The following is a 23,220-nucleotide window of genomic DNA, read 5'->3' on the forward strand; positions in this document are numbered from 1 at the left end:
TCTTATTTTTTTTGTTGCTGTTCACGCAGTTTACGCAGTTCCTCCGCCTGTTTTTGCATGGCCTCTAGTCTTGCGGCCAGTCCGCTCTGCTTCTTTGGGTTTGCCTTGTTTTCCTTGTATTTTTCCTCAAGGATGGCGAGAAGCTTAGCGTCGTTGGTGGTTTTTCTGAGCACCCACATGATGGCTGCCGAGAAGAACAGTGAGATGAAATAGTAGAAGTTGAGTCCTGCTGCATAGTCGTTGAACATGAAGAAGAACATGAGCGGCATGAGATACATCATCCACTGCATCATCTTCATCTGTTCAGCCTGCTGTCCCACCATTTGGTCTTTCTGCTGGCGCATGCTCATGACAGAGTATAGGATGTTTGCCACACAGAAGAGAATACAGGTGAGGCTCAGGTGGTCGCCAATGAGCCAGATGTTTGTGCCCCATTCGATGATCGGGTCGTAGGTGGAGAGGTCGTCAATCCACAGGAAGCTCTGTCCGCGCAGTTGAATGGCGTTGGGCACGAAGTTGAACATGGCTACCCAGATAGGCAACTGGATGAGCATCGGCAGACATCCTCCGAGCGGGCTTACTCCATATTGGGAGTAGAGCTGCATCATGGCCTGCTGCTTCATCATTTGGTCTTCGGGTTTGTTGTATTGCTTTGTGGCCTCGTCGAGTTTTGGTTTGAGCACTCTCATCTTGGCTGAGCTCATATAGCTTTTCTTCACCAGCGGATAGGTGATGGCCTTAAGAAGCATGGTGATGAGAATGAGGACTATGCCCATGTTGAAACCCCAAGAGGTGAGCCAGTCGAAGACGTAGATGGTGAACCAGCGGTTGATGAGTCGCACGATAGGCCATCCAAGGTAAACGAGCTGCTGCATGTCGAGATTCTTGTCGAATGAGCATTCGTCGTCAACGGCTTTCAGGGCCTGGAAGTCATTAGGACCGAAATAGAGTTCGAATTCAGAGGGATTGTTGCCAGTAGGGTCGAAGTCGGTTTTAAACTTAGCCTGATACTGTTTGAGATAGCCAGAGCCCTTTTCCATCGGGATGCTTGACAGAAGTGAGTTCTTTGCGATGTCTCCCTTCGGGATGAGCACTGTGCTGAAGAACTGGTCTTTGAAGGCGAGCCAGTCGATGGCAAACTCCATTGGTTCGTCGATGATTTTCTCTGTCTCGTTGATGTAGTCGGAGTCGTCGTCCTTTTCCTTGTATGTGAGAGTGGCATAGCGTCCCTCGAAGGTGTATCCCTTTTCCTGCTGTCGGCATTTACCGTTCCACTCGATGTCCATCTGCTTATAGTTAGGCGCGAAGATGCCGTCGAGTCCCTTTGCCTGCAGCGAGAGGTTTACGAGGTAGTTGCTGCCGAGACGGTAGTTGAGTGTCAGTTCACCGCCGTTGCCTGCCTTAGCCGTGAGTGTGAGAGTGGAGTCGGTAGCGTTTGACGGTTCGAAATAGAGGTCTTGTGTGATGATGTTCATCTCTTTTCCTGCGAGCATGAAGTTAAGGCTTTGCTCGTTGTCGGAGAAGAGGGTGAGGTCATCGGCACCGCTACGGTCCTTGAATCCGAAGAGGGTGACAGAAGCCACGTATCCGCCTTTGGTGTCGACGGTAAGGCGCAGCTTCTTGTTCTTCAGCGTGAATTTCTGGCTTTTTCCGCTGAGGGCAGAGTGGAAGAGGGCGGTGGTGTCTGCCAATGCAGCCTTTACCTTTGCCTTCTTGGCAGATGCCGCAGCTTTCTGCTGTTGGTCAGCCTTCTGTTTAAGTACATTCTCAATCGAGTCTTGTTTTCTCTGAGCGTTTATCTGTTCTTCCGAAGGCTGGTTATACCATGAGAAGCCAAAGAGAATGGCTGCCATAAGGATGAATCCGATAATAGTGTTTTTGTTCATTATTGTAAATTATTGTTTATTTGCTATCGCTGTCTTGACGAAGTCGAGGAACAGTGGATGCGGTTTCAGTACTGTGCTTTGGTACTCAGGATGGAACTGAGTGCCGATGAACCATTTCAGTCCTGGTATTTCCACTATCTCGACAAGGTCGCTTTCTGGGTTACGTCCCACGCACTGCATACCGTGACGTTCATACTCGGTGATGAACCGGTTGTTGAACTCATAGCGGTGGCGGTGGCGTTCCATTATGTGGTCTTGTTTATAAATGTCTATTACTCTTGAGCCTTGGCGCAGTATGCAGTCGAAGGCTCCAAGTCGCATAGTTCCTCCCATCATGGTGATGTCTTTTTGTTCCTCCATGATGTCGATGACGTTGTTTGTGGTCTTCTCGTCCATCTCTCGGCTGTTGGCGTCGGCATATCCGAGCACATTGCGCGCGAACTCGATGACCATCATCTGCATACCGAGACAGATGCCGAAGGTGGGTATGTCGTGGGTCCTGGTATATTTGATGGCCGTAATCTTCCCCTCAATGCCACGCTGTCCGAATCCCGGGCAGATGACCACTCCGTTGAGGCCTTTCAGGCTTTCAGCCACGTTGTCGTCGGTGAGTGTCTCAGAGTTAATGAACTTCAGCACTGTCTTGTGGTCGTTGTATGTGCCAGCCTGTGAGAGGCTTTCGCGAATGCTCTTGTAAGCGTCCTGCAGGTCGTACTTTCCCACGAGTCCGATGACCACTTCCTCTTTGGCGTTGTTTCTTCTTTCGAGGAAGCTTTTCCATGGTCCGAGACTTGGAGTCTCGCCGATGGGCATGTTAAGTTTTTTGAGTATGGCAGTGTCGAGACCCTGATTTTGCATGTTGACAGGCACTTCGTATATCGAAGGCAAGTCTTCGCTCTGTACCACGCAATCGATATCGACATTACAGAAAGAAGCCACCTTTTTCAGAATGCTTTCGTCGAGGTGTTTTTCTGTTCTCAGCACGAGGATGTCGGGCTGAATGCCTTGGCTCTGCAGCTCCTTCACGGAGTGTTGTGTAGGCTTGGTCTTGAGTTCTCCGGCAGCCTTGAGGTATGGGATATATGTGAGGTGGATGCTGACGGCATTTTTCCCGAGTTCCCATTTCATCTGTCTGATGGCCTCGAGGAACGGTGCGCTCTCGATGTCGCCAATAGTGCCTCCAATCTCAGTTATGACAAAGTCATAGTGGTTTTTCTCGCCGAGTAGTTTTACGTTGCGCTTTATCTCGTTTGTGATGTGAGGCACCACTTGTATTGTCTTGCCGAGATAGTCGCCTCGTCGTTCCTTGTCAATGACAGCCTTGTATATTCTTCCTGTGGTGAGCGAGTTGGCGCGTGTGGTTTGTATACCGGTGAATCGTTCGTAGTGTCCGAGGTCGAGGTCTGTCTCCATTCCGTCGACTGTGACATAACACTCTCCGTGTTCGTAGGGATTGAGTGTTCCGGGGTCGATATTGATGTAAGGGTCAAACTTTTGGATGGTGATGTTGTAACCCCTTGCCTGTAGCAGTTTTCCTATAGAGGAAGAGATGATTCCTTTGCCGAGCGATGATACCACACCGCCTGTAACGAAGATGTACTTAGTGTCTGTCATTGTGTTTATTTTTTTATTGGTTTTTTTTCTTGTATTGTTATCAAGGCGCAAAGTTACACATTTTTTTTTTATTATAATAAGGTAAAGAGAATAATATCTCAATACTTGTTAAAAATTCGATAAAAAGGCTTTTTATGGGATATTTTTTATAACTTTGCACCCAAAACTCAATAAATAGCAGATGGTTTTAAGACTTATTTTTATTCTTGCATTAATGATGGTGGCGACATTGTCGAGTGCCCAGCGTTTTAAGAACAAACCGCAGGAGGTGAATCCAGTGGTAAAGGCTTATATTGACTCGCTCGTTTCAGCCAAGGCGAGGCTGGACTCTGTCTCGACAGGTAATAAGGATGACGTGAATGAGAAATATTTTCGTCTGTTCTCGCCTTTGACATTCTATTACGGCACTGCCATGAACCAACTGTCGATTTTTGGTGATAATAATAGTACCGACAAGCTTGACGCCGCGATAGACGAGGCATTGATGACGACATATCTTAACCGCCCTGACCTTGTGGTGTTCACCGAGCATGAACTGAAGAAAGCGGGAAGCATAAGGGAAGACCTTGACAAACCAGTGAAGCCGAAGGTGGACCTTTCGGCACATGTGGCTCCGAAGCCCGACCATGTGGACGACATTCCAGTGGACGTGGTGGTAAGGAAACCAAACTTCTGGACTTTCGACGGCGACGGCTTCTTGCAGTTCCTGCAGAATTACGTGTCGGGCAACTGGTATAAGGGAGGCGAGAGCAACTACTCTATGGTGGGTGCGTTGACACTGAAGGCAAACTACAACAACAAAAGCGGCATAAAGTTTGACAATATGCTTGAACTAAAATTAGGGTTCCAGACATCAAAGGCTGACACATTGCATAAGTTCAAGACCAACAACGACCTTATCCGATATACAGGAAAATTTGGTATACAGGCCACGAAGCGTTGGTATTACACACTTCAGCTGCTTGCCTACACGCAGTTTACAAAAGGTCTTAAGAGCAACGACCACAAAGTATATTCTGACTTTTTGTCGCCGCTGAACGTCAACCTCGGTCTTGGTATGGACTATACAGTGGAGGCGTTTAACAAGCGGCTGACTGGTAATGTCAACCTCTCGCCCTTGTCGTTTAATTTCCGCTATGTGGGTCGTGATGCCTTGACTGCAAACAATGGTATAAGCGAAGGGCATCACACGAAAGAAGACTTCGGTTCGCAGCTCACTTCGGTGCTGACATGGAAATTCTCGGATATAGTGTCTTGGAAGACAAGACTTTACGCTTATACGACATACAAACGTTCGGAGGTGGAATGGGAAAACACGCTGACGCTGCAAGTGAGCAAGTACATTAGCACGAATATCTTTGTGTATCCGCGTTTCGACGATTCCACAGCGCGCGATGAGGATATGGGATACTGGCAGTTTAAGGAGTATTGTTCACTCGGATTCTCGTATAATTTCTAAATACATTAACTTCTGATTCTACTTCTTAGTATACTTCTTTATTATGCTATACGCCTTATACAGACCGAGTTCTCCGGCCTTGCTAAGGTCGGCAATGGCTTTGTTCATCACCTTCTTGTGTATTAGTGCGAGGCCGCGGTTGTAGTATGCCTCGGCGAGATTCGGGTCGAGGTCAAGAGCCTTGTCGTAATCGAGGATAGCCTTGTCGTAGTCGGCTCGGAGGGAATGTGCAATGCCACGGTTATAGTAGGTGAATGCGCAGTCAGGATTCAGGCTTATTGCCTTGTCGAGGTCGTCGACTACGGTTACGAGTTTCATATCCACTGCCTCGCTCTTGTTCTCTCTGGCGAGCATCATGATGCTTATCTGCTTCATGCGGCATGCAGCCCGCTGCCAATAGGGCAGGGGAGAGACACTATCGACAGCAAGGTAAGAAGTAAGGTCTTCGATGGCATCCTGGAAGTTTTGCACAACGGAATATGCCACAGCCCTTCTAAGGAGTATGGGAGCTGCCTTGCGCTCGTCGGTAGACAAGGTGAGCTGGGCTGACAGAGAGGCTATGAGGTCAAAATAGGTGCGTGTGGAACGCTCGTCGAGAATAGGGGTTGAACAACTGAGACACAATGGCTTGCCTTCAGGTGTAGAGCTGTTGAAAGCGTCTACGAACCTGTCGTAGGGCAAGTAGCTCTCAACCTCGGTTTTCTTTCTTTCATACGACATTTCGTACATAGGCATTTCCTCAAGGTCTGTTTGTCGGTTTTGTACTCGTCCACGATATTCGTTCTTGTACTCGTGTTTCATTTCTTGTTCGTCTTCCACCACGAGCTGGTTATATTTCTCCAAGTCCTGGTCGCTGCGTTTTCTTAGCTGTTTTTTGTTCAGACGAGGTTGTATGCCGTAGAGCGACTTGTATAATTGAGCCTTGTATACACGGAATTCGTCGGCCTCCGCCTGTTTTGTCATGCCGAGTCGGCGATAGCAGCTGGCGCGGCTTTGCAGTCCTGTCCAGAAGTTTGGAAACTCTTCTATCACCTTTGAGTAGTCGCGGATGGCACCGCGCAGGTTGCCGGTCTTGTCGAGAAGCAGGGCGCGGTTGTAGAGGGCCATGAGGTTGTCGGGTTCGAGGCGGAGAACGAAGTCGAAGTCGGTGATGGCGCGGTTGTCGTCGCCTACCTGTGCGCGCAATAGTCCTCTGTTGTAGTGTCCGAGGAAGTTGTTGGGGTCTATGTCGAGAGCCATGTCATAGTCAGCCATGGTTCCCCTGAGGTTGTTTTGGTTTACTCGTGCCAATGCCCTGTTAAGGTAGCAAGCCACGTTTTTGGGTTGCAGGTGAATGGCCTTGTCGAGTTGTTTTTCCGCTTCTTTCCATTTTTTCCGTGAGAGGTTGATGGAAGCCAGCGCTTGCCAGGTTCCGCTCTCATAAGGGTCGATGTCCACACTTTTGTTTAGTGATTCCATGGCTTTTGTAGTGTCTTTCTTGTGTATATACACTTCAGCCTGCATGGCATATCCCCGCGCATATTGTTTCCAGCGTGTGAGTATGGTGTCGAGGTCGTTGAGCGCATGGTCGTAGTCTTTGTTTTGGATGCGGCATAGTGTACGGTTGTGCCATAGCGACTGGTTTTCGGGGTCGTATTTCAGTGCACGGTCATAGTCGGTGATGGCTTCCGTGTACTTCTCTTGCTGAATGCGTGCAAGTCCACGCAGTTCGTAGATGTTGGTGATGAACGGGTTGATGGAAATGGCCTGTGAGCAGTCGGCCTCGGCGCCAGTGAAGTCGTCGAGGTTATATTTAGCCACGGCTCTATAGAACCACGGCTCGTAAAGATAAGGTTTTGCGGTGATGGCCTGGTTGAAATATTGTATAGAAAGAACATAGTCCTCAAAATATAAGGCGTTGCGGCCAATGATGAGTAGTCGGTCGATATTATATTGTGCAACCGATGCTAGTGAGCATAACAAAGCCGATATGATGAATACTATCTTTCTGTACAACATTTCAGAATTATTTTCTTGGTAAAAGTTTTGTTTTGTAGCCGCAACGGAAACGTCCTTGCAGTAGTGCCTTGAGCTTGTTCTTTATCAGTTGTTTGCGCAGTGGTGAAATACGGTCAACGAACATTTTTCCGTCAAGGTGGTCAAACTCGTGTTGCATGCATCTTGCGAGGAATCCATCCACCCACTCGTCATGCAGTTGGAAGTCGCTGTCGAGATACTCTACCCGGATGCGTTTTGGCCGTGTCACTTTCTCGTGTATAGCTGGCAGTGAGAGGCATCCTTCTTCCTGTGAGTCTGTTTCAGTATCGTCGTATTCAATAATGTATGGATTGATGTAAACTTTTTTAAATCCGTCGTATTCCGGCATGTCTTCTTTCAGAACGTCAAGGTCAATGACCACGAGTCTTATATCCTTGCCTATTTGCGGTGCTGCGAGTCCTACGCCGTCAGCCTGTGTAAGCGTTTCAAACATGTCGGCAATGAGTTGTTTGAGATCTGGATAGTCGGCTGTGATGTCTTGTGCCTCTTTTCTAAGCACAGGCTGGCCATAAGTGTAAATTGGTAAAATCATTTTAATGTTGAAATTTGATTTTTGAGTTCATATAGTCCTGAAGGATTATGGTGGCGCTTATTTCATCGACAAGAGCCTTGTCCTGTCTTGCTTTCTTTTTCAATCCACCATCGAGCATGGCCTTGTGTGCCAGCACAGACGTGAATCTCTCGTCGTAGAATTCCACGGGGATGTGTGGCAGCGCAATTTTCAGCTTTTCTACAAACGCCTTCACGCGTGGCAGGTTTTCGCTTGGTTTGCCATTGGGTTGTATAGGCTCGCCTACCACAAACAGTTCGACCTCTTCTCGCGATGTGTAGTCCTTGAGGAAATTGATGAGTTCAGACGTAGGGACAGTCGCCAATCCCCCAGGTATGATTTTCAGGGGATCGGTGACCGCCAGTCCACATCTTTTCTTTCCGTAGTCGACAGAAAGTATTCTTGCCATTATGCGTTATTTAGCGAGCAACCAAGCGTCAGGATATTTTGCCCTGAAATCGTTGCGACTTGCAGTTGCCTCAGACTTGCTGTCGAATGTAGCTGCAACAACACGATACATGTTTCTGCTCTCGTTCTTTACAATTTGTGCGTCATAGCCTTTGTCTTTCAACTGGGCCTGTAGTCCTTCAGCGTTGGCCAAGACAGAGAAAGAACCAACCACTACGCTGAAATTCTTAAGTCCTGAACCACTGACGAGCGAATAGTTTTCTTGACGAACCTGCACGTTGTCCAAGTTGTCAACCACTCGTGTCTCAGATACCGTTTTTGTCTCCACCGGTGCCACTACGTTCACTGGAGCCTGTTGTGTTTCCACGGGTTGTGTTGTTTCCTGTGCCTTAGCTTTCTCGTAAGCTTTCTTGTAAGCGCTCTCGCTTGATTTGCAACCAGTCATTGCCAATGCTGCGCAAAAAGCCGCGCATATTACAAAATACTTTTTCATATTTCTGTTTATTGTTATTGAATTATTACTTATATTTCTGTGGATTTGTCGTATGACCTTGCGAAATTACAAAGTTTTCTTGAAATACTGGCATAATTGCTGCATAAAGTTTGTTAAATCAGGAAAAACAAATGGATTTAACAAAAAATCACGCGAAAAACTATTGCTGTTTCGATAAAAATGCCTATATTTGCCACAACTTTAGAGGTAAAAAATAGTATCAAACAATTTAAAGGTTATTTATCATGAAAAGTTTAGGTTATGTAGGCGCTTTCCTCGGAGGCGCAATTGCCGGAGCCGTTATCGGACTGCTCGTGGCACCGGAGAAGGGTAAGGATACCCGTTCAAAGATTTCTGACACTGTCGACGACTTCCTCCGTAAGCACAATGTAAAGCTCTCGCGCAAGGAAGTTGACGACTTGGTAGACGACATTCAAGAAGTAACGCCAGCTGAGTAAGTAGCTTATGGCAATGTTTTCAAACGATAAGAACATCGAGACTATTGCCCAACTGGTAGAGGCTCTGAAAGACTACATCGAGCTTGAGAAAGACTATCTGAAGCTCGATGTGGTCGACAAGGCCGTACGCCTTTTGACGGCTGCCTCGCTGTTTGTTGTAAGTTTTCTCTTTGCTCTTGCCATTATGCTGTATGCATCGTTTGCCGCTGTATACTGGATGGCTCCGTTTATGGGTACGGCCAAGGCATTTGCCATTATGGGCGGCGTATATCTGTTGCTGCTCTTCATTATTATATTTTTCCGTAAACCTCTCATCGAGCGTCCGTTGGTGAGATGTTTCGCAAATATTCTATTAAGTTGAAAGCTATGGACAATACCAATATTATACACAATCTGGAGGACATCCAGGCCAGAAAAGCGCAGTTGCATGAGACCATCGGGAAACAAGGGGAGAAGGTGGCGGCCCTTTGGCACGACCTCGTCACGGTGAAGCAGACCAACGACCGGGGTGAGATGTTGTCGGGGCTTCTGAGCAAGGGGGTAATGGCTTTTGACGTTGTTTTGATGATTACCAAACTCTACCGGAGGTACGGCTCGTTGTTTAAGCGTAAGAAAAGGAGATAAGGGAAATTTTCTTGAACTTACGCGCGTACCTTTATATTTATTGTATGCCCAGATTATTGCCAATAATAACTATCCTGGAGCGCAATGTCTTTTGTTATTTTGTCAATGTTGCCAATCCACAGTGCTTTGTCAAAACTTATCATATCATACTTATTGCTGTCCCATCGTTGCAAGTCAACAGCCATCACATGAGTGTCCAGCATTGTGTACGAATATCGTTCTGCAGGCGTAAAATCCCCAGTGTGTTTTTTGTCGTTCAGCAGTGTTAGGACTTATCACTGTCGTATTTAAACTCATAGCTCAACTAGTTACGCAAATATTTTCCAACTTGTTGCAACACATACTTTCACAGGCTTTTCACCATGGGGCTTATTGGCACAGTTACATAAGTCCGTGGCAATATCATCTTGTTATCCAAAGACCATGTTGTTTAGCTTGATTTATCGTTCAGCCAAGGCTGAACGGTGCTTGAAGTTATCTTCATGAGACAAGTACAGTGCCTTCAACGACCGTTCAGCCTTGGCTGAACGATAAACACATATTTACTGACTTCATCACTTTTATGTAATGCATTGACGATGCATGTACTCCTCTACGGAATTTCTGCTGTTCTAATATATACCTATACTACAAATTTAAGCCACGGACTTATGCAACTGTGCCTTGTTTTTAGTTGATTCTCCAAATCAGTCAATTTCATTAAACTGCTCTTTCCACAGACGGCTGTATATGCCATCAGAAGCAACAAGCGAACTATGGTCCCCTATCTCAGCCACCTTACCTTTGTCTATAACGATTATGCTGTCTGCGTTTTTCACTGTACAGAGCCTATGGGCTATGACAATGACAGTTTTCCCCTGCGAGGCAAAAAAAGAAAGCGTTGCTTTTACATATTTTTCCGATATGGAGTCAAGAGACGATGTTGCCTCATCAAGAATAAGAATATCAGGCTGTCTATATAATGCCCTTGCTATAGCCAGTCTCTGGCGCTCACCGCCGGAGAGAGAGGCTCCATGTTCACCGATATGGGTTGTATATCCATTTGGCAGCCCGTCGATGAAAGCTTTCAATCCAAGTCTGTCTATTATGTCCACGATTCGTTTCATGTCCGGATTAAAATCACCAAGGGCAATATTTTCTATCACGGTTCCGGCAAACAATTCTATCTGTTGGGGTACTGTTCCAACGCGTCGGCGCAGACTTTCATTGCTTATCTGCGCAATATCATAGCCACCAATACGAATCTCGCCCTCCTGTACATTATATATATGCTGCAGCAAAGATATGAGTGTCGTCTTACCAGAACCACTCTCGCCTATCACAGCAGTAGTCTTTCCCTTTGGTATAGTAAGGTTGAGCGACTCAAACACCTGTTTCCTTGACCCATAGCGGAAGGCCACATCATGGAAAGTTATGTCTCCTATCATTTCAGAAGTAAGCGTAACTTTTTCCGTATCATCCTGCTCACACTCCAAGTCCATAATTTGGAACAGGCGGTCGGCGGCAATGAGTGCGTCCTGTATTGTCTGGTTTGAGGTGATCAGTGTACCTACAGGCGACACGACATATCCCACCAATGAATAGAAAAGCATAAGCGTGCCTGGGGTCATTTCCTTGTCAATCACCAGCAGACTGCCAATCCACAGTACCGCCACCGTGATACCTGTAGATATAAACTGCACCCCGTTACCAGCAATCACTGACCCGTATATACTCCTAAATGTGTTTTTCAGCAGCTGCACAAAACGGCTTTCGGTTTTCATATTTGCAAAATCCTCTATTCCAAAACGCTTGATTGTAGAGATTGCGTTTACTGACTCTACAAGTTGCGCCTCAAGGTCTGCGCTGCTCTCCATTATGCGTCGTTGGTATTTACGGTTCAAACGGTTGAATGTCCAAAACACAGCAAAGAACAATGGAGCAGAGACAAGTGACACAATTGCCAGCTGCCATGAAAATACAAACATAAGACATACCGAAAACACAAGAATCATGGAATTAACCACCAAGTCAAGCGACACATTATTTATGAAATTCCTGATTTTTACGGCATCATTCACTCGTGAAATAATCTCGCCTACACGCATCGTGTCAAAGAATTGCTGTGGAAGTGTGAGCAGATGTTTGTAATATCCCAATATAAGGGCGGCATCTATGCGCTGCCCCGTCCTCAGAGCCAGAATGCTTTTCATTGAGCCTACAAACGTCCTGAGCACAAGCAATATAATCATTACCACCCCCATAAGATTCAAGAGATTCACATTCTCGTCAACCAGAACATAATCGGTAATCTTGCCTACATACACGGAAGTGGACAGACCAAGAATGCTATATACAAACGCTCCAAACAAGGCTTGAAGCAGCATACCTTTATGTGGCAATAATAATTTGAGAAACTTCATTGCCATACTTGTTTTCTCATTGCCTACATGGAATTTCTCATCAGGCTCCAGCATTACAAGTATTCCAGTCCACTTTTTCTTGAATTCCTCATTAGCAACTTTATGCATTTTCCCATCGGCAGGATCCATATATGTCACATGACTTTTGCTGACCTTATAGATTACGACAAAGTGGTGTAAAACTTCTTTCACAACAATATGCGCTATGGTAGGTTTTGGCACAATATCCAACGCCTCAAATTGTGCACGCACTCCCTTTGCCGACAGTCCCAGTTTTGCGGCGGCTTCAATCATTCCTAATATATTTGTGCCTTTTTGGTCGGTATAGGCATACTGGCGTATTCTTGCAACCGGGAAACTCAATCCGTACCATGCGCAAACTGATGCCAGACAGGCTGCACCACAGTCGGTTATATCGTGCTGTTTTATCTTGTAGTTCTTCCTTGTCATTGCTTTTTTTATTTGTTATGTCTCATACTGTATTGTGTGGGATTCATCCATTCATTGATGTTGTGCACAAGAAGATCAAATAGAGAGCGGCGTGTAATCATAAAATGCACGCTAACTGTCATTCCCTTCTTCAGATATCCTCTTATCCCTGTCTTTTTCATTTCCAGGTAATTATTGTTCAAGCGACATTTCACCTTGTAATAAGGGTTCCCCTGTTCTTCTGCCATATAATCAGACGAGACATCAGACACAATACCTGCAAGTGTCCCCCATTCATTATAGTTGAATGACGCCACCTGCACCTTCACTTTCATGCCGGCACGGATAAATCCTATGTCATTGGGCGACACGTATGCCTCTACATACACAGTGGAGTCAGGGCTGACAATGGCTATGGTCTGTCCGCTCTGAAGCGAGCTGCCTTTATATATGCCTGCAAACTGGTCGATTGTACCGTTTATTGGACTGCGCACCACGTATCTGTCGTTCATGTCTGTCCTTTCCTGCCGCATGTCAGAACTCATTTCTCTATACTGATTTCTGAATGTGTTAAGCTCTGTTTGCCATGCGCTTGTTTGGCTTTCAACGAGTGATGCCAGTTCCTGCTTCTTGCCCTTGTATTCATATAGATATTTTTCATACTCCTCTTCTGAGATAATGTTTATGTCGAAAAGTTTCTTATTACGCTCATATTCTTTACACACATGTTCCAGAATGACTTCCAGCTCACGCTTTTTTTCCCGAAAAGAATTATACTCCTGCAGCCGTACCGCCGACTGGAACACAGACGGACACTTTCCTTTTGCAAGATATTCCAAATCACTCAACTGACTGCTAAAATCGTGGAGTCTGCCTGCCTGATAATCGATTTTCATCTCAGGAGTGCTACTGCGGAAACTCAGAATCGTGTCACCACGCTTCACCTTCTGCCCTTCACGGGCATATACCTGATCCACTATTTCCGACATGGTGGCTCTTATCTCCGACTTCTCGGCAGCAGGTCTCACCATACCACTGCTTTGCACCGATATGTCAACATAGACCATAGGCAGAGCCAAGAACATCAGTGAGAGGACAGCCAATACCACCCAGTAAATTATTTGAGACTTTGTTGTGTAATGATAGATATAGGTCTCAATGCTATTCTCAATCCATCCGTCTGGTAAAATCATATATTATATTTTGTTAACGAGAGTATATAACAAGGAACATTTAAACGTCAATTATTTTTTTTCAAATAGTCGTATGTCTTGCTAATTAATAAAGCTCCAACCATTGCAGGAAGCAACATATAAAGAAAAGCAGTAACAAGACTATAAGTCATGAAAATGGCAAATGTGAGAAAGAACGAATAGTTTCGTATCACGGTCACCCAGTTGCGGCAGCTTTTCCACAATGACATAACCGTTGTCATAAGTAAAAGATATATTCCAATTTTTAACAGCATTGGAGTAAATCCCTCTGTAAATACTAATACAAAGGTTGCGAGTATGGCGTAAGCTCCTAACACAGAAAATGTTTTTTCAATCATAATTATTAAATTTATTTGTTATTTTCAAATTCAGTGCAAGGTATTATATTTTATCTTAGCAATATGTTAACGCACTGTTATCTTTAGGTTAACGTTTTATTTTCACAAATGCTTTCAATGTCTGTTCCCATTCGAACAAAGATATTACGCAATGCTGCGGAGTATCATCGGGGAAGTCCCATTTATACATCCTACGGTCAGCTTGGCAGCCGCCTCCGCAAAGATAACGTGCCCAACATTTACGACACTCCCAAAGGTCATCAATAAACTGCGACCTGTAGCCTTCCGCCAGTTCCTTATCCACTCCAATTTCCACATTTCCAATCCACACGTTCATCGGAAGCATGTTCTGACAGGGATAATAGTCTCCGTTTTCGTCTACAATCAGCGCGCTTCTGCCTGCCTCACATCCATGGGTTCTCAACCATCTGTGCTCTAATATCGAAAGTCTCTCGATAAAGTCGGTACAATACACCTTTTCGCCATTGATTACTTTGTCTGCAAGAAAGTCTGTTACCTCGGCATATTGTTTGCCAAGTGCCCGCAATTCCTCTTCCGTAAATTTTGTTTCCTTTTTGTTCTTTTTGTCGGTGATAATGGTGAAGGAGTATGCGTATGGTGCTTCCAAACTCTCAAAAAAGCGGAACACTTCCAGCAGGTTTTTCACCATGGGGCTTATTGTCGCCCTAAGGTTGAAGTTCACCTTGGCTTTTTTCAGAGCCTCAATGCCCCTCATTATCATCTTGAAACTACCGCTTCCGTTAAGCAACACACGGTTGCTGTCGTTTATTTCCTCCGGACCGTCAATGCTTACGGTCACGTTGAAGTTGTTTTTTTTGAAAAACTCCAACAGGTCATCATTGTTAATCAGCAGACCGTTGGTGTTAATCAGAAACCCGAAACTCTTATCCTGTTTGTCCTTGAACACTTCCTTCACCATCGCCACCGTGTCCTTTATAAACAGTTTGTGCAACAGCGGCTCACCTCCAAAGAAATATATCATATAGCGCTTGGCTTCAGGATATTGCATCAGTAGATTCTCCACACTTTTCCTTGCCACCTTTGCCGGCATCACTTTCCGTCGGTCGTTGTCTGTAGATGCAAAACAATAACGGCAAGCCATATTACAGCCGTGTGTGGTGTTTAGCGTGAGCATCACTTGTTCAAATTCCGACGATGGCGTATCCTTAATCACCACAGAGTCACGCAACTCTATCAGTTCTTTTGTCAACTCAGCAGCTATGTTTTCATCCATATCGGGTACACTATCCATGCCTTTCATCGCGGCATTGAAATACCTGCTCATCTGTGAATTTGTTACCTTCATCACCTGCTGACTGCCAGTAAGAAACACATATAGTGATTCGCCGACATCGAACAACTTAAAATTATTCCTCTTAATCATATTCATGATTTGAACTATTATAAAACACATCATAAGATAGCAATAAACAAAGCAACAATATTTGATAACATATGTGCAATGATGCAATACCTAATATCTTTGGTGTACGCATAGCAAAGTGACAGTACCACACCCATAAAGAATGTATCAATGTTGCTATACCAATAAGGTATTGTAACTGCATCTAAATGAATGGAATAGAATAATAATGCTGAAACTGCTATAGTTGTCATATTGGAGAATCCATGTTTCGACATATATGAAGGTATCCACTGTCTGAAGAATAACTCTTCAATAATAGGAGCAACCATCACTACGCCAATAAACTGGAATATATGCTCAAAAAGCGAGCATTTGATTGTCGCAAATATAATTTCACCAGTTATAATATATGAACACAACAATGCTAACCCATACCATGCACCTCCTATCGCAATAGCTATAATTGAGTATTTTGCAGACAAACGTTTTGCGGGAATTATCGGTCTCGGACAATGTTTTTTATAATAGTAGTATACAAAAGGTGCCCAAAGTATGTCATTATAAGCACTACTTGTTAAGCCATTAAAATTGATATCTAATTTTATACCGAACACTATTACCAAATACAGCAATGCAAAAAACACCAATGGCAGATAAATACATGCTGTGACTTTTAGCAACACCCAAGTTTTTTCTTTTACTTCATTCATAATTGATACTTTACAATATTGGGATAAGAGTATAAAGAATTGGTGAAAACAAAAAACAATTTAGAAAATTGTTATTATGTGTCACCAATTCTCATTTCTTGATAGATTTCTTATGCCATTTATGAGTTAATCCAACAATATGCCATCACTGCATAAGTCTGAACAGCAGCCAATATACCATGATTTTTACAAGCTTCTGTTCCTGGAAGGAGATTCTTGCATTCAGGGCATGTTGTTGCGTCTCCAGTATGACCGCCATTTACACACTGCATGTCTTCCACAGACATTTCAATAACATTAAGTTTTTTCATAATTTTTACTTATTTATTTAATTAAACATTATTTGGTTTAGAAGAACGTGCATCCGCCGTGGTTGCGAATCTTCTTTTCAATTCAATATTACATATTTAACACCGGCATCGGCGGAATGTTGATACAGCAAACCTTTATCATATCCTTTATATCAGGTATTTGCTTCTCGTTTTCTACGCCTCCACCATTTTCTTCTGTGGTTTCTTTTTTAGTCAAGGGAACAAGCCCCATCTTTTCTAACTTTTTCATTTTTTTTTTTTTGATTTAAACTTTGTTAATATTATTGATTCACGTTTGCATTATATCTTAGCCATAAGGTGTATGATAACATACTTACAATGGCTTGTCTCTTGCATGTGCCGTTATACACTTTAGCATCTGCTGATGTCGGCGCATTGATTTTGTTGTTAAGTACTCTTTGTCCATAATTCTCGTTTTTTTTGTCTTGTTTTATTTCTGGGTGCAAAGGTAAGGTTTGTTTTCCACAACCTGTGTTAACGCTCGGTTATCTTTAGGTTAATGTTTTCCTATTTAGTTATAGTCAAAATACCATTTTCCAGTAACCCTGGTTTTTCGAAATAACTACCCATACAAGTTTTCCGCCAAAAATCATTTCAGCTTCTTGATTTGATAACGTTTTGAATCCTTCTTTTTCCATTTTTATATTGTTTTTTAAATTCAGGGGGCAAAGGTACATTGATTATAAGAAACAATATGTTAATAGGCGGTTATCTTTAGGTTATTGTTTCATGTCACCCGTATTCTGTATCTTATTATAATTAGGTGTTGAACAAATTGCACTTTATTAATTTAATAAAACATATAATAATAACAAAAAAACACAAAATAATGCGTCTTTTTGTTTCATTTGTGGTATCTTTGCAAAAAATTGCTTTAATTAATATGTTTAGAAAAGGAAAAAATACGTTCATTATTATTTCCATATTTGGATTGCTTGCTACTTTTGTTTCGCAAGGAATATGGTTATTCCAGAGTTTTACATTTACTGCAAGCGAATTGAGAATACAAATAAACGAAGAGTTTAATGTGGCTTTGTTCAAAGAAGCCGAAATACGGGCATGTTCTGCTTTAACGTCTATAACGATTTCAGATGTTAATGAAGAAACACCTAATATAACAGTTTTTAATGATGAACTTTATAAAAGAACAAAAACACGTCCAAATTTAAATATAATAGACTCCATTTTATGTACTGGAAATACGTTTAATTATAATATACATTATATAAAGAATGGAAAAATAATTTCGAATTCCTCTAACAGGACTTTTTTATTCCCTATAACAACAGATACAATTTATACACGCCGAGACAAAAGTGAAGGAGTGTATCTTGAGTTGGCTAATCCATATAGTGTATTTTTTGAAAAAATGGGATTGATAATGTTTATAAACATTATTATGTTGGTAATTACAATTTCGTGCATAGTGAAGCAGCTGAACAACATCCGAATCCAGCGCAAAACAATGCAATTACGCAAGGACTTTACATACGCTATGGTACACGACATGAAATCTCCATTGAGCACGATAACAATAGGCGCTAACGCCTTAGGATATGAGAAAGTGGCGAGCAATGCCGATATGAGGGAGAAGTACACCAGGATAATGAAGGATGAGGCTCAGCATCTCTTTGCTCTTGTGAATAAGGTCCTGACAATATCTAAACTTGAGGAAGGAAAATTAGAAATGAACAAGGTGAATGTAGATATTGCGCCAATGGTGGAGAGCATAGAGGAGAAATTCTCTACATATCCGGGAAAGGATATACACTTCACAAACAATTTTGCAGCAGAGACGGTGTATGCCGATGCGGAATATCTCAGCGAGGCACTGAGCAACCTTGTGGACAATGCCGTGAAATATTCACGTAAAGACGTGACAATCGAGATAGAAATTAGCAGCCGAGATACTGGAAGCGGAGTGGAGATAAGGGTTCGCGACAACGGTATGGGAATATCGAAGAAGGACCAGAAGGTAATCTTCGATAAGTTTGAACGTGCATCAGCATTGGGGCGCACATTCAAGCACAACGGCCCTGCCGGCTTCGGCTTAGGGCTGAGCTACGTGATGCAGGTTATCGAGGCTCACGGGGGCATTGTGGGTGTTGACAGCGAGGTGGGACAATACACCGAGTTCACGATATTGCTGCCGAATGAGAACGTAGAAGAGACCGCCTGAATGTTATCTTTAGGTTAACGTATGCTTTGCGGCATTGGATTATGGTTTATTTTTATTACCTTTGTGCCGTCAACAATAAAATAGAAGAAGTTATGATAAAGCTATTACTTGTGGAGGACGATGCAAACTTGGCTTACATGGAGAAGTCGAGCTTAGAGGACATCGTAGGTGGTTATGAGGTGAGAACAGCCTGCAACGGAAGGGAGGGACTGGAGGCGTATTTTGAATTCAAGCCCGATGTGATTGTGTCGGATATCAAGATGCCGGAGATGGACGGTCTGGAGATGGTGAAACGTATTCGTGAGATTGACGGTGACACGATTATTCTCTTCACCACTGCCCTTACATCGTCGGCAGACCTGAAGACAGGTTATCTTGCTGGAGCCAACAATTATATAAAAAAGCCATTTATGCCTGATGAAATTAACGCTCATGTAGAAAGTCTTGTTAAACTGAAAGAAGGCAGGCGGAGCAACAATGAGTCGGGGCACATCGTGCTTGGACAGTATATACTCGATGCCGACCATGCCTGCCTCATCAACCGTAGCACAAGAGTAAAGAAAATGCTGACGCAAAGGGAGGCGCAAGTGTTGGAATTGCTTGCCGTTAACAAGAACGAGGTGGTGAGACGTGAGGCACTGCTCAGCCGATTCTGGGGAATAGAAAACAAGGACTATTTCGCATCGCGCAGCTTGGATGTGTTTATAAAAAAGATTAGGAACGACATCGAGGACGACCCCTCATTAGAACTGAAGACGATACGCGGCGTGGGACTGACATTGCTGACTAAAGACTAAAGGAGGAAGCACTATGGATGAGAAGAAAGAGACTGACTATAAGAGTCTGCTCATTGATTTCAAATCGGACCTCACCGCCATACTGATGGGAGTGAAGTATTTGCGGAGCGGCAAGCTCGAATACAATCCGGAGATGAAGGCGAAATACCTACAGATAGTGGAGGAGCAGGCTATGAAGATTCTCCGCAAGATAGAGGAAACGGAAAATGCGTGAATTATTATCAAACAATGAAAGTAGCATATTCTATTTCGCATGAACTATCTGAATGCCGCCACGACTCTACACTCTACATCAGATTGAGGTAAGTAGCTTGTTTATAACTGGTTATAGAATGTAGAGTGCCTCTCGCCTCTTCATTCACTCTACATCTGCCCTACATCGACCCTCCCGGTGCTGTGACGACTTTAACCCAAGTTTGATGCCTTATAAGCCATTTCCTTTGCTGTTCAGCGACTTTCGATTTCAATTTGCATCGCTGTGTACTACAAACTTTTTTGGATTTTGATTTTTCTGAATGGCATTTTCTTGTACTTCAATAGTTCGTAAATATTGTTGGCTGCCTCTGTCGGTTCACTGCACATCCTCATATGCACCTTCTCTCCAAGAGCGTTCGTAGCTTCCGTCGTGACGGCCTTCTGTGTTGACATCCGTCTGACTATTTCTGTCCAGTAGCAGTTCTCACCCGCCTGCTTGAGTCTGTATCTGATTGTGTTGACTATCCAGTATGAGAGCTGTCCGAGGAAGAGGTGGGCATCCGAGCGGTCATCTTTCTTGTGGTGTATCGGCCGCAGGTTGAGGTCGGTCTTCAGCTGCCTGTTGGTACATTCTATTTCACGCGTAAGGTTGTAATAGTCCCATGTGGTCTTCTCGTCAAACGTCGCGACATTCGTCCTGAGGAAATACACTCCGCTGTCCTTGTCCACGTTCTCCGGCACGGCGATGCGCCACTGTATGTCAGCCATGTTCTTGGGATTCTTCGGATTGTCAGCGATGTAGTCAATGACATAGTATTTCGATATGGACGGGTATTTCTGTCTGGCCCTTCCCACACGCTCTATGACCTTCTCGTATGCTTTCGTCCCGTTCTTCTTCGTGAGTGACTCCCTTGCCTTCTGGAGTTCCTCCTCGAAGCGCTCCTTGAACTTTCGGTTCATTGAGGTCTCCTTGAGTTCCTTGGCGGGTGACTTTATCTCCAGATAATAGTCGCCGCCTTCTTCATGCCTTACCTGCGTGAGACTGATGGGCTGCCGCTTGCTGTCCTGCACGGTGACGGTCTTGGCATCAGGCGCAAGCTCGTAGTCGGCAAGTCTTCTGCGACTGACGCACAGGTAGTTATATCCCTTGCCCTTGATTTTCCTGAGGTTCTCCTCGGTGGCTATGCCTGCATCAAGGCAGACTAACACCTTGTCCTTAGGGTCATTCGGGACGCGTGTCTTGGAGTTGAGCGTGTCCACCATGTCCGGAAGCGAGTTCGGGTCGGCCGTATTGCCGGCAAGTATTGACGAGTAGCGTATGAAACCCTCCCTGTTTATGCACAGTGCCAACACAAGCAGCTTGCAGTCAGACCGCTTCTCCTTGGAACGGCCGAACCTGGCCTTGACGCTGCTGTCCTTCCTGCCCTCGAAGTAGAAATTGGTGAGGTCGAAGATGGCAATCCTGTTGGTTATGTTGAACAGGTCGTCAGTTCTTCGGCACAGATGATCCTCGAGCTTGTCCTTCAGCTCGTACAGTGACGGAGCAACCTTATAAATGGACTGGAATCCAGGACGCCAGTCAGTGCTGCCGCTTATGAGTTCGCATACGGCAGAGTTCTCGTCCATTATGCGCAAGCTCTTCAGCTCCGATGGGGAATACACGGTACGGGTTATGAGGTGGGCAAGCGCGGTGTTTATGCGTATCTCGCTCCAGCCTTCCTTCGCCAGGAACTTGTCTATCCCAAGCTCGCGGATGGCCTGGAGGCATATCCACTCCGCACCGACATCCCTCGCGTCTGTATGCTTGACGGTGTTCACGTCAACAAGGCGCTCCGCCTGTCCGCGGGACTCCTCAAGGGCTGCATTGACGGCATCAATGCTGCCGTTGTTCACCATCTCACGCCAGAACTCCTCCGCCTTGCGGCGCACGAACTCGTTGTATCGAGACAACGGACTTGAGAACAAATCCTGCTGGCCCTGGTGCTTAGAAAGATATGTGAGGCACTTGCCTATGTCGCGGATGTCCTCGGGGCGGTGAGGCTCGTCGATGAATCCAACGTTTAGCATGACACGGCAACGCACGCGGCCTGACAGGTCACGGAAAGACTCCTTGATGCGGTAGTACCAGTCATCGCACTGGGTCCTCGGATTATATCTTGGTTGAGACATAAAATGCATAGCGGGTGCAAAGGTACAAATTTTCCGCGAGACTTCTGTGTACTACAATTCAAATAATGTGGACACTTTGGATGAAACACAGCGGGTTGACTGTTTTTAATACCCCCAAAAAGGCCGAAAAAAAATATGAGCCATCAAACTTGGGTTAAAGGCGGATGGGAATATTCGTCAAGCTCACGTGTAAATTATGAAGAGTGAATGAAGAGTGAATGAAGAGTTGAGGTGTACTCTACATTCTGCAACATACTGATTATCAGCTATTATTTGCAAAATAATGTAGAGTGTAGAGTGCTGGCCGACCTTGCTCATATAATATATGAATACGCAACGAGACACTTTGTTTCGACAAACGTCTCTTACTGCCACCTTTATGGCAGCCGTCTGGCATAGTTATGATAGCCGACTGTCATCATGTGACAGATGGCACTACTCTATAGTCTTTCAACCTCGATAATTACCGCCATAAAAAAAGTACAGACGCGAAAGATTCGCGTCTGTACTTTTAAGTTTTCTGAAAACCTGATGGGGATTATGCCTCTGCGGGAGCTTCCTCGGTAGCAGCCTCTGCAGCGGCAGCCTCAGCCTTTGCAGCTTCAGCGGCAGCCTTCTTCTCAGCTACTTTCTTAGCGATTTCGGCATTGATCTTCTTCTCTGCCTCAAGCTCCTTGGCGATAGCTTCCTTCTTAGCCTTAGCCTCGCTCTCGCGAACAGCGTCAAGACCCTTCTGCTTGTCAGCCTTCCAAGCGTCGAAACGCTTCTGTGCTGTAGCTTCGTCAAATGCGCCCTTCTTAACGCCTCCACGGAGGTGCTTCATCAGGTAAACGCCTTCATGACCGAGGATGTTGCGTACGGTGTCAGTGGGCTGAGCTCCGCACTCTACCCAATAAAGGGCACGGTCGAAATTCAAATCTACTGTGGCTGGATTGGTGTTAGGGTTGTAAGTACCAATTTTCTCAGTAAATCTACCATCGCGTGGTGCACGTGCGTCGGCGATAACGATGCTATAGAAAGCATAGCCTTTACGGCCGCCGCGCTGTAATCTGATTTTTGTTGCCATTTTTTGTTTAAAATATTTAATTGTAAGTTTGAATTAATGCTGCCAACTCGTGACAGCGGGTGCAAAGGTACGAAGAAAATATAAATCTTAAGAATGTATAAGGACGCTTTTTTAAAAAGTTAATGTTATTTAACTATTTCTTTACCAATGCTATGCCACATTGCATGCCGTTTACTTTCTTCATGAGCGATGTGACTGTAGAGATGGTGGTGCTTGTGGAGTTGCTGCCAAGTGTCTTCAAAAGTGACAGTAGTTTGCTGGCGTCGGTAACAAACTGTATTACAAATATGCAAACAAAATCTTCAAAACATCGCAATTAGTATATGAAAATATGTCATTTTGAACTCTTTTACATCCTTACAGACTATGTCGTTGTGAAAAAATGATTAAACTTAAGCATTTTTTTTTGAAAACAGACACGTATGTCGCAAAAGATTGTTATCTTTGTGCCGAAATTTAAAATAATTGAGAAG

24 protein-coding genes are annotated in these 23,220 nt (G+C 44.5%); 7 read left to right on the top strand and 17 right to left on the bottom strand.

The features are described 5' to 3' along the window. Positions 1-2: 2 nt before the first annotated feature. Together yidC and CIK98_RS16755 are read right to left on the bottom strand one after the other, a co-directional pair. Positions 3-1,886 (bottom strand): membrane protein insertase YidC, encoded by a 1,884-nt coding sequence (gene yidC, locus CIK98_RS16750; RefSeq protein WP_094386283.1) that lies wholly within the window; start codon positions 1,884-1,886, stop codon positions 3-5. 9 nt (positions 1,887-1,895) lie between these two features. Continuing rightward, complete coding sequence (locus tag CIK98_RS16755; protein ID WP_094386348.1) at positions 1,896-3,500, bottom strand: CTP synthase; 1,605 nt, start codon at positions 3,498-3,500, stop codon at positions 1,896-1,898. Positions 3,501-3,681: 181 nt separating this feature from the next. Here CIK98_RS16755 and CIK98_RS16760 point away from each other — a divergent pair, with 181 nt between their 5' ends. After that, positions 3,682-4,959, top strand: a complete 1,278-nt coding sequence (locus CIK98_RS16760) for a DUF3078 domain-containing protein (protein ID WP_094386284.1) — start codon at positions 3,682-3,684, stop codon at positions 4,957-4,959. Between the two features lie 18 nt (positions 4,960-4,977). Here the strand turns inward: CIK98_RS16760 and CIK98_RS16765 are convergent, their stop codons facing one another. From CIK98_RS16765 to CIK98_RS16780, 4 genes are read right to left on the bottom strand one after another with little or no spacing between them, the layout of a single operon-like run. Continuing rightward, complete coding sequence (locus CIK98_RS16765) at positions 4,978-6,957, bottom strand: tetratricopeptide repeat protein (protein WP_172410006.1); 1,980 nt, start codon at positions 6,955-6,957, stop codon at positions 4,978-4,980. Between the two features lie 7 nt (positions 6,958-6,964). After that, entirely contained in the window at positions 6,965-7,528 is a 564-nt protein-coding gene (gene def / locus CIK98_RS16770; RefSeq protein ID WP_094386286.1) for a peptide deformylase, read from the bottom strand. A 1-nt stretch (position 7,529) separates the two neighbouring features. Further along, the gene (gene ruvX / locus CIK98_RS16775; protein WP_094386288.1) at positions 7,530-7,955 is read right to left on the bottom strand and encodes a Holliday junction resolvase RuvX; all 426 of its coding nucleotides are present in this window, start codon (positions 7,953-7,955) and stop codon (positions 7,530-7,532) included. A gap of 6 nt (positions 7,956-7,961) precedes the next feature. Then, positions 7,962-8,447 (bottom strand): SPOR domain-containing protein, encoded by a 486-nt coding sequence (locus tag CIK98_RS16780; protein WP_094386290.1) that lies wholly within the window; start codon positions 8,445-8,447, stop codon positions 7,962-7,964. A 245-nt stretch (positions 8,448-8,692) separates the two neighbouring features. Between CIK98_RS16780 and CIK98_RS16785 the strand changes: the two genes are divergently transcribed. From CIK98_RS16785 to CIK98_RS16795, 3 genes are read left to right on the top strand one after another with little or no spacing between them, the layout of a single operon-like run. Next, positions 8,693-8,905 (top strand): YtxH domain-containing protein, encoded by a 213-nt coding sequence (locus CIK98_RS16785; RefSeq protein WP_094386292.1) that lies wholly within the window; start codon positions 8,693-8,695, stop codon positions 8,903-8,905. A 13-nt stretch (positions 8,906-8,918) separates the two neighbouring features. Next, complete coding sequence (locus CIK98_RS16790; protein WP_094386294.1) at positions 8,919-9,266, top strand: phage holin family protein; 348 nt, start codon at positions 8,919-8,921, stop codon at positions 9,264-9,266. Between the two features lie 5 nt (positions 9,267-9,271). Continuing rightward, the gene (locus CIK98_RS16795) at positions 9,272-9,529 is read left to right on the top strand and encodes a hypothetical protein (protein ID WP_141210582.1); all 258 of its coding nucleotides are present in this window, start codon (positions 9,272-9,274) and stop codon (positions 9,527-9,529) included. A 53-nt stretch (positions 9,530-9,582) separates the two neighbouring features. On the opposite strand, the gene CIK98_RS18425 is transcribed toward CIK98_RS16795, so the two are convergent. The 8 genes from CIK98_RS18425 to CIK98_RS18430 all read right to left on the bottom strand — a co-directional run bounded on the left by CIK98_RS18425 (position 9,583) and on the right by CIK98_RS18430 (position 16,570). Continuing rightward, a complete protein-coding gene (locus tag CIK98_RS18425) occupies positions 9,583-9,732 on the bottom strand; it encodes a hypothetical protein (RefSeq protein ID WP_172410007.1) in 150 nt (49 codons plus the stop codon). 483 nt (positions 9,733-10,215) lie between these two features. After that, positions 10,216-12,381: a peptidase domain-containing ABC transporter gene (locus CIK98_RS16800; RefSeq protein ID WP_094386298.1), complete on the bottom strand. Its 2,166-nt coding sequence runs from the start codon at positions 12,379-12,381 to the stop codon at positions 10,216-10,218. A gap of 8 nt (positions 12,382-12,389) precedes the next feature. Beyond that, positions 12,390-13,553 carry an HlyD family secretion protein gene (locus CIK98_RS16805; RefSeq protein ID WP_094386300.1) on the bottom strand — a complete coding sequence of 388 codons (1,164 nt, stop codon included), beginning with the start codon at positions 13,551-13,553 and terminating at the stop codon, positions 12,390-12,392. Positions 13,554-13,600: 47 nt separating this feature from the next. Continuing rightward, the gene (locus CIK98_RS16810) at positions 13,601-13,912 is read right to left on the bottom strand and encodes a hypothetical protein (RefSeq protein ID WP_094386302.1); all 312 of its coding nucleotides are present in this window, start codon (positions 13,910-13,912) and stop codon (positions 13,601-13,603) included. 88 nt (positions 13,913-14,000) lie between these two features. Then, complete coding sequence (locus tag CIK98_RS16815) at positions 14,001-15,317, bottom strand: radical SAM/SPASM domain-containing protein (RefSeq protein WP_172410008.1); 1,317 nt, start codon at positions 15,315-15,317, stop codon at positions 14,001-14,003. Between the two features lie 29 nt (positions 15,318-15,346). After that, complete coding sequence (locus CIK98_RS16820) at positions 15,347-16,009, bottom strand: CPBP family intramembrane glutamic endopeptidase (protein ID WP_094386306.1); 663 nt, start codon at positions 16,007-16,009, stop codon at positions 15,347-15,349. Positions 16,010-16,128: 119 nt separating this feature from the next. Continuing rightward, positions 16,129-16,320 (bottom strand): hypothetical protein, encoded by a 192-nt coding sequence (locus CIK98_RS17765; RefSeq protein WP_141210583.1) that lies wholly within the window; start codon positions 16,318-16,320, stop codon positions 16,129-16,131. Positions 16,321-16,408: 88 nt separating this feature from the next. Then, positions 16,409-16,570, bottom strand: coding sequence for a hypothetical protein (locus tag CIK98_RS18430; RefSeq protein WP_172410009.1), 162 nt, complete (start codon positions 16,568-16,570; stop codon positions 16,409-16,411). A 1,170-nt stretch (positions 16,571-17,740) separates the two neighbouring features. Between CIK98_RS18430 and CIK98_RS18435 the strand changes: the two genes are divergently transcribed. The 3 genes from CIK98_RS18435 (at position 17,741) to CIK98_RS16835 (ending at position 19,531) form a co-directional block, all read left to right on the top strand. Further along, positions 17,741-18,520 (top strand): sensor histidine kinase KdpD, encoded by a 780-nt coding sequence (locus CIK98_RS18435; protein WP_172410010.1) that lies wholly within the window; start codon positions 17,741-17,743, stop codon positions 18,518-18,520. 92 nt (positions 18,521-18,612) lie between these two features. Further along, positions 18,613-19,317 carry a response regulator transcription factor gene (locus tag CIK98_RS16830; RefSeq protein ID WP_094386352.1) on the top strand — a complete coding sequence of 235 codons (705 nt, stop codon included), beginning with the start codon at positions 18,613-18,615 and terminating at the stop codon, positions 19,315-19,317. A gap of 13 nt (positions 19,318-19,330) precedes the next feature. Then, positions 19,331-19,531 carry a hypothetical protein gene (locus CIK98_RS16835; RefSeq protein WP_094386309.1) on the top strand — a complete coding sequence of 67 codons (201 nt, stop codon included), beginning with the start codon at positions 19,331-19,333 and terminating at the stop codon, positions 19,529-19,531. Between the two features lie 269 nt (positions 19,532-19,800). On the opposite strand, the gene CIK98_RS16840 is transcribed toward CIK98_RS16835, so the two are convergent. From CIK98_RS16840 to CIK98_RS18990, 3 genes are all read right to left on the bottom strand, one after another. Next, positions 19,801-21,681 (bottom strand): IS1634 family transposase, encoded by a 1,881-nt coding sequence (locus CIK98_RS16840; RefSeq protein WP_253249773.1) that lies wholly within the window; start codon positions 21,679-21,681, stop codon positions 19,801-19,803. A 538-nt stretch (positions 21,682-22,219) separates the two neighbouring features. Then, on the bottom strand, positions 22,220-22,747 hold the full coding sequence (locus CIK98_RS16845) for a 30S ribosomal protein S16 (RefSeq protein ID WP_094386313.1): 528 nt from the start codon (positions 22,745-22,747) through the stop codon (positions 22,220-22,222). A 133-nt stretch (positions 22,748-22,880) separates the two neighbouring features. Then, on the bottom strand, positions 22,881-23,063 hold the full coding sequence (locus CIK98_RS18990; RefSeq protein ID WP_094386315.1) for a lipocalin-like domain-containing protein: 183 nt from the start codon (positions 23,061-23,063) through the stop codon (positions 22,881-22,883). Between the last annotated feature and the right edge of the window lie 157 nt (positions 23,064-23,220).

This window comes from Prevotella sp. P2-180 (assembly GCF_002251435.1).
Classification (GTDB): domain Bacteria; phylum Bacteroidota; class Bacteroidia; order Bacteroidales; family Bacteroidaceae; genus Prevotella.

Coding starts and splice junctions, on each gene's coding strand:
- yidC (WP_094386283.1), bottom strand. CDS start 1,886: ATGAACAAAAACACTATTATCGGATTCATCCTTATGGCAGCCATTCTC.
- CIK98_RS16755 (WP_094386348.1), bottom strand. CDS start 3,500: ATGACAGACACTAAGTACATCTTCGTTACAGGCGGTGTGGTATCATCG.
- CIK98_RS16760 (WP_094386284.1), top strand. CDS start 3,682: ATGGTTTTAAGACTTATTTTTATTCTTGCATTAATGATGGTGGCGACA.
- CIK98_RS16765 (WP_172410006.1), bottom strand. CDS start 6,957: ATGTTGTACAGAAAGATAGTATTCATCATATCGGCTTTGTTATGCTCA.
- def (WP_094386286.1), bottom strand. CDS start 7,528: ATGATTTTACCAATTTACACTTATGGCCAGCCTGTGCTTAGAAAAGAG.
- ruvX (WP_094386288.1), bottom strand. CDS start 7,955: ATGGCAAGAATACTTTCTGTCGACTACGGAAAGAAAAGATGTGGACTG.
- CIK98_RS16780 (WP_094386290.1), bottom strand. CDS start 8,447: ATGAAAAAGTATTTTGTAATATGCGCGGCTTTTTGCGCAGCATTGGCA.
- CIK98_RS16785 (WP_094386292.1), top strand. CDS start 8,693: ATGAAAAGTTTAGGTTATGTAGGCGCTTTCCTCGGAGGCGCAATTGCC.
- CIK98_RS16790 (WP_094386294.1), top strand. CDS start 8,919: ATGTTTTCAAACGATAAGAACATCGAGACTATTGCCCAACTGGTAGAG.
- CIK98_RS16795 (WP_141210582.1), top strand. CDS start 9,272: ATGGACAATACCAATATTATACACAATCTGGAGGACATCCAGGCCAGA.
- CIK98_RS18425 (WP_172410007.1), bottom strand. CDS start 9,732: ATGCTGGACACTCATGTGATGGCTGTTGACTTGCAACGATGGGACAGC.
- CIK98_RS16800 (WP_094386298.1), bottom strand. CDS start 12,381: ATGACAAGGAAGAACTACAAGATAAAACAGCACGATATAACCGACTGT.
- CIK98_RS16805 (WP_094386300.1), bottom strand. CDS start 13,553: ATGATTTTACCAGACGGATGGATTGAGAATAGCATTGAGACCTATATC.
- CIK98_RS16810 (WP_094386302.1), bottom strand. CDS start 13,912: ATGATTGAAAAAACATTTTCTGTGTTAGGAGCTTACGCCATACTCGCA.
- CIK98_RS16815 (WP_172410008.1), bottom strand. CDS start 15,317: ATGATTAAGAGGAATAATTTTAAGTTGTTCGATGTCGGCGAATCACTA.
- CIK98_RS16820 (WP_094386306.1), bottom strand. CDS start 16,009: ATGAATGAAGTAAAAGAAAAAACTTGGGTGTTGCTAAAAGTCACAGCA.
- CIK98_RS17765 (WP_141210583.1), bottom strand. CDS start 16,320: ATGAAAAAACTTAATGTTATTGAAATGTCTGTGGAAGACATGCAGTGT.
- CIK98_RS18430 (WP_172410009.1), bottom strand. CDS start 16,570: ATGAAAAAGTTAGAAAAGATGGGGCTTGTTCCCTTGACTAAAAAAGAA.
- CIK98_RS18435 (WP_172410010.1), top strand. CDS start 17,741: ATGTTGGTAATTACAATTTCGTGCATAGTGAAGCAGCTGAACAACATC.
- CIK98_RS16830 (WP_094386352.1), top strand. CDS start 18,613: ATGATAAAGCTATTACTTGTGGAGGACGATGCAAACTTGGCTTACATG.
- CIK98_RS16835 (WP_094386309.1), top strand. CDS start 19,331: ATGGATGAGAAGAAAGAGACTGACTATAAGAGTCTGCTCATTGATTTC.
- CIK98_RS16840 (WP_253249773.1), bottom strand. CDS start 21,681: ATGTCTCAACCAAGATATAATCCGAGGACCCAGTGCGATGACTGGTAC.
- CIK98_RS16845 (WP_094386313.1), bottom strand. CDS start 22,747: ATGGCAACAAAAATCAGATTACAGCGCGGCGGCCGTAAAGGCTATGCT.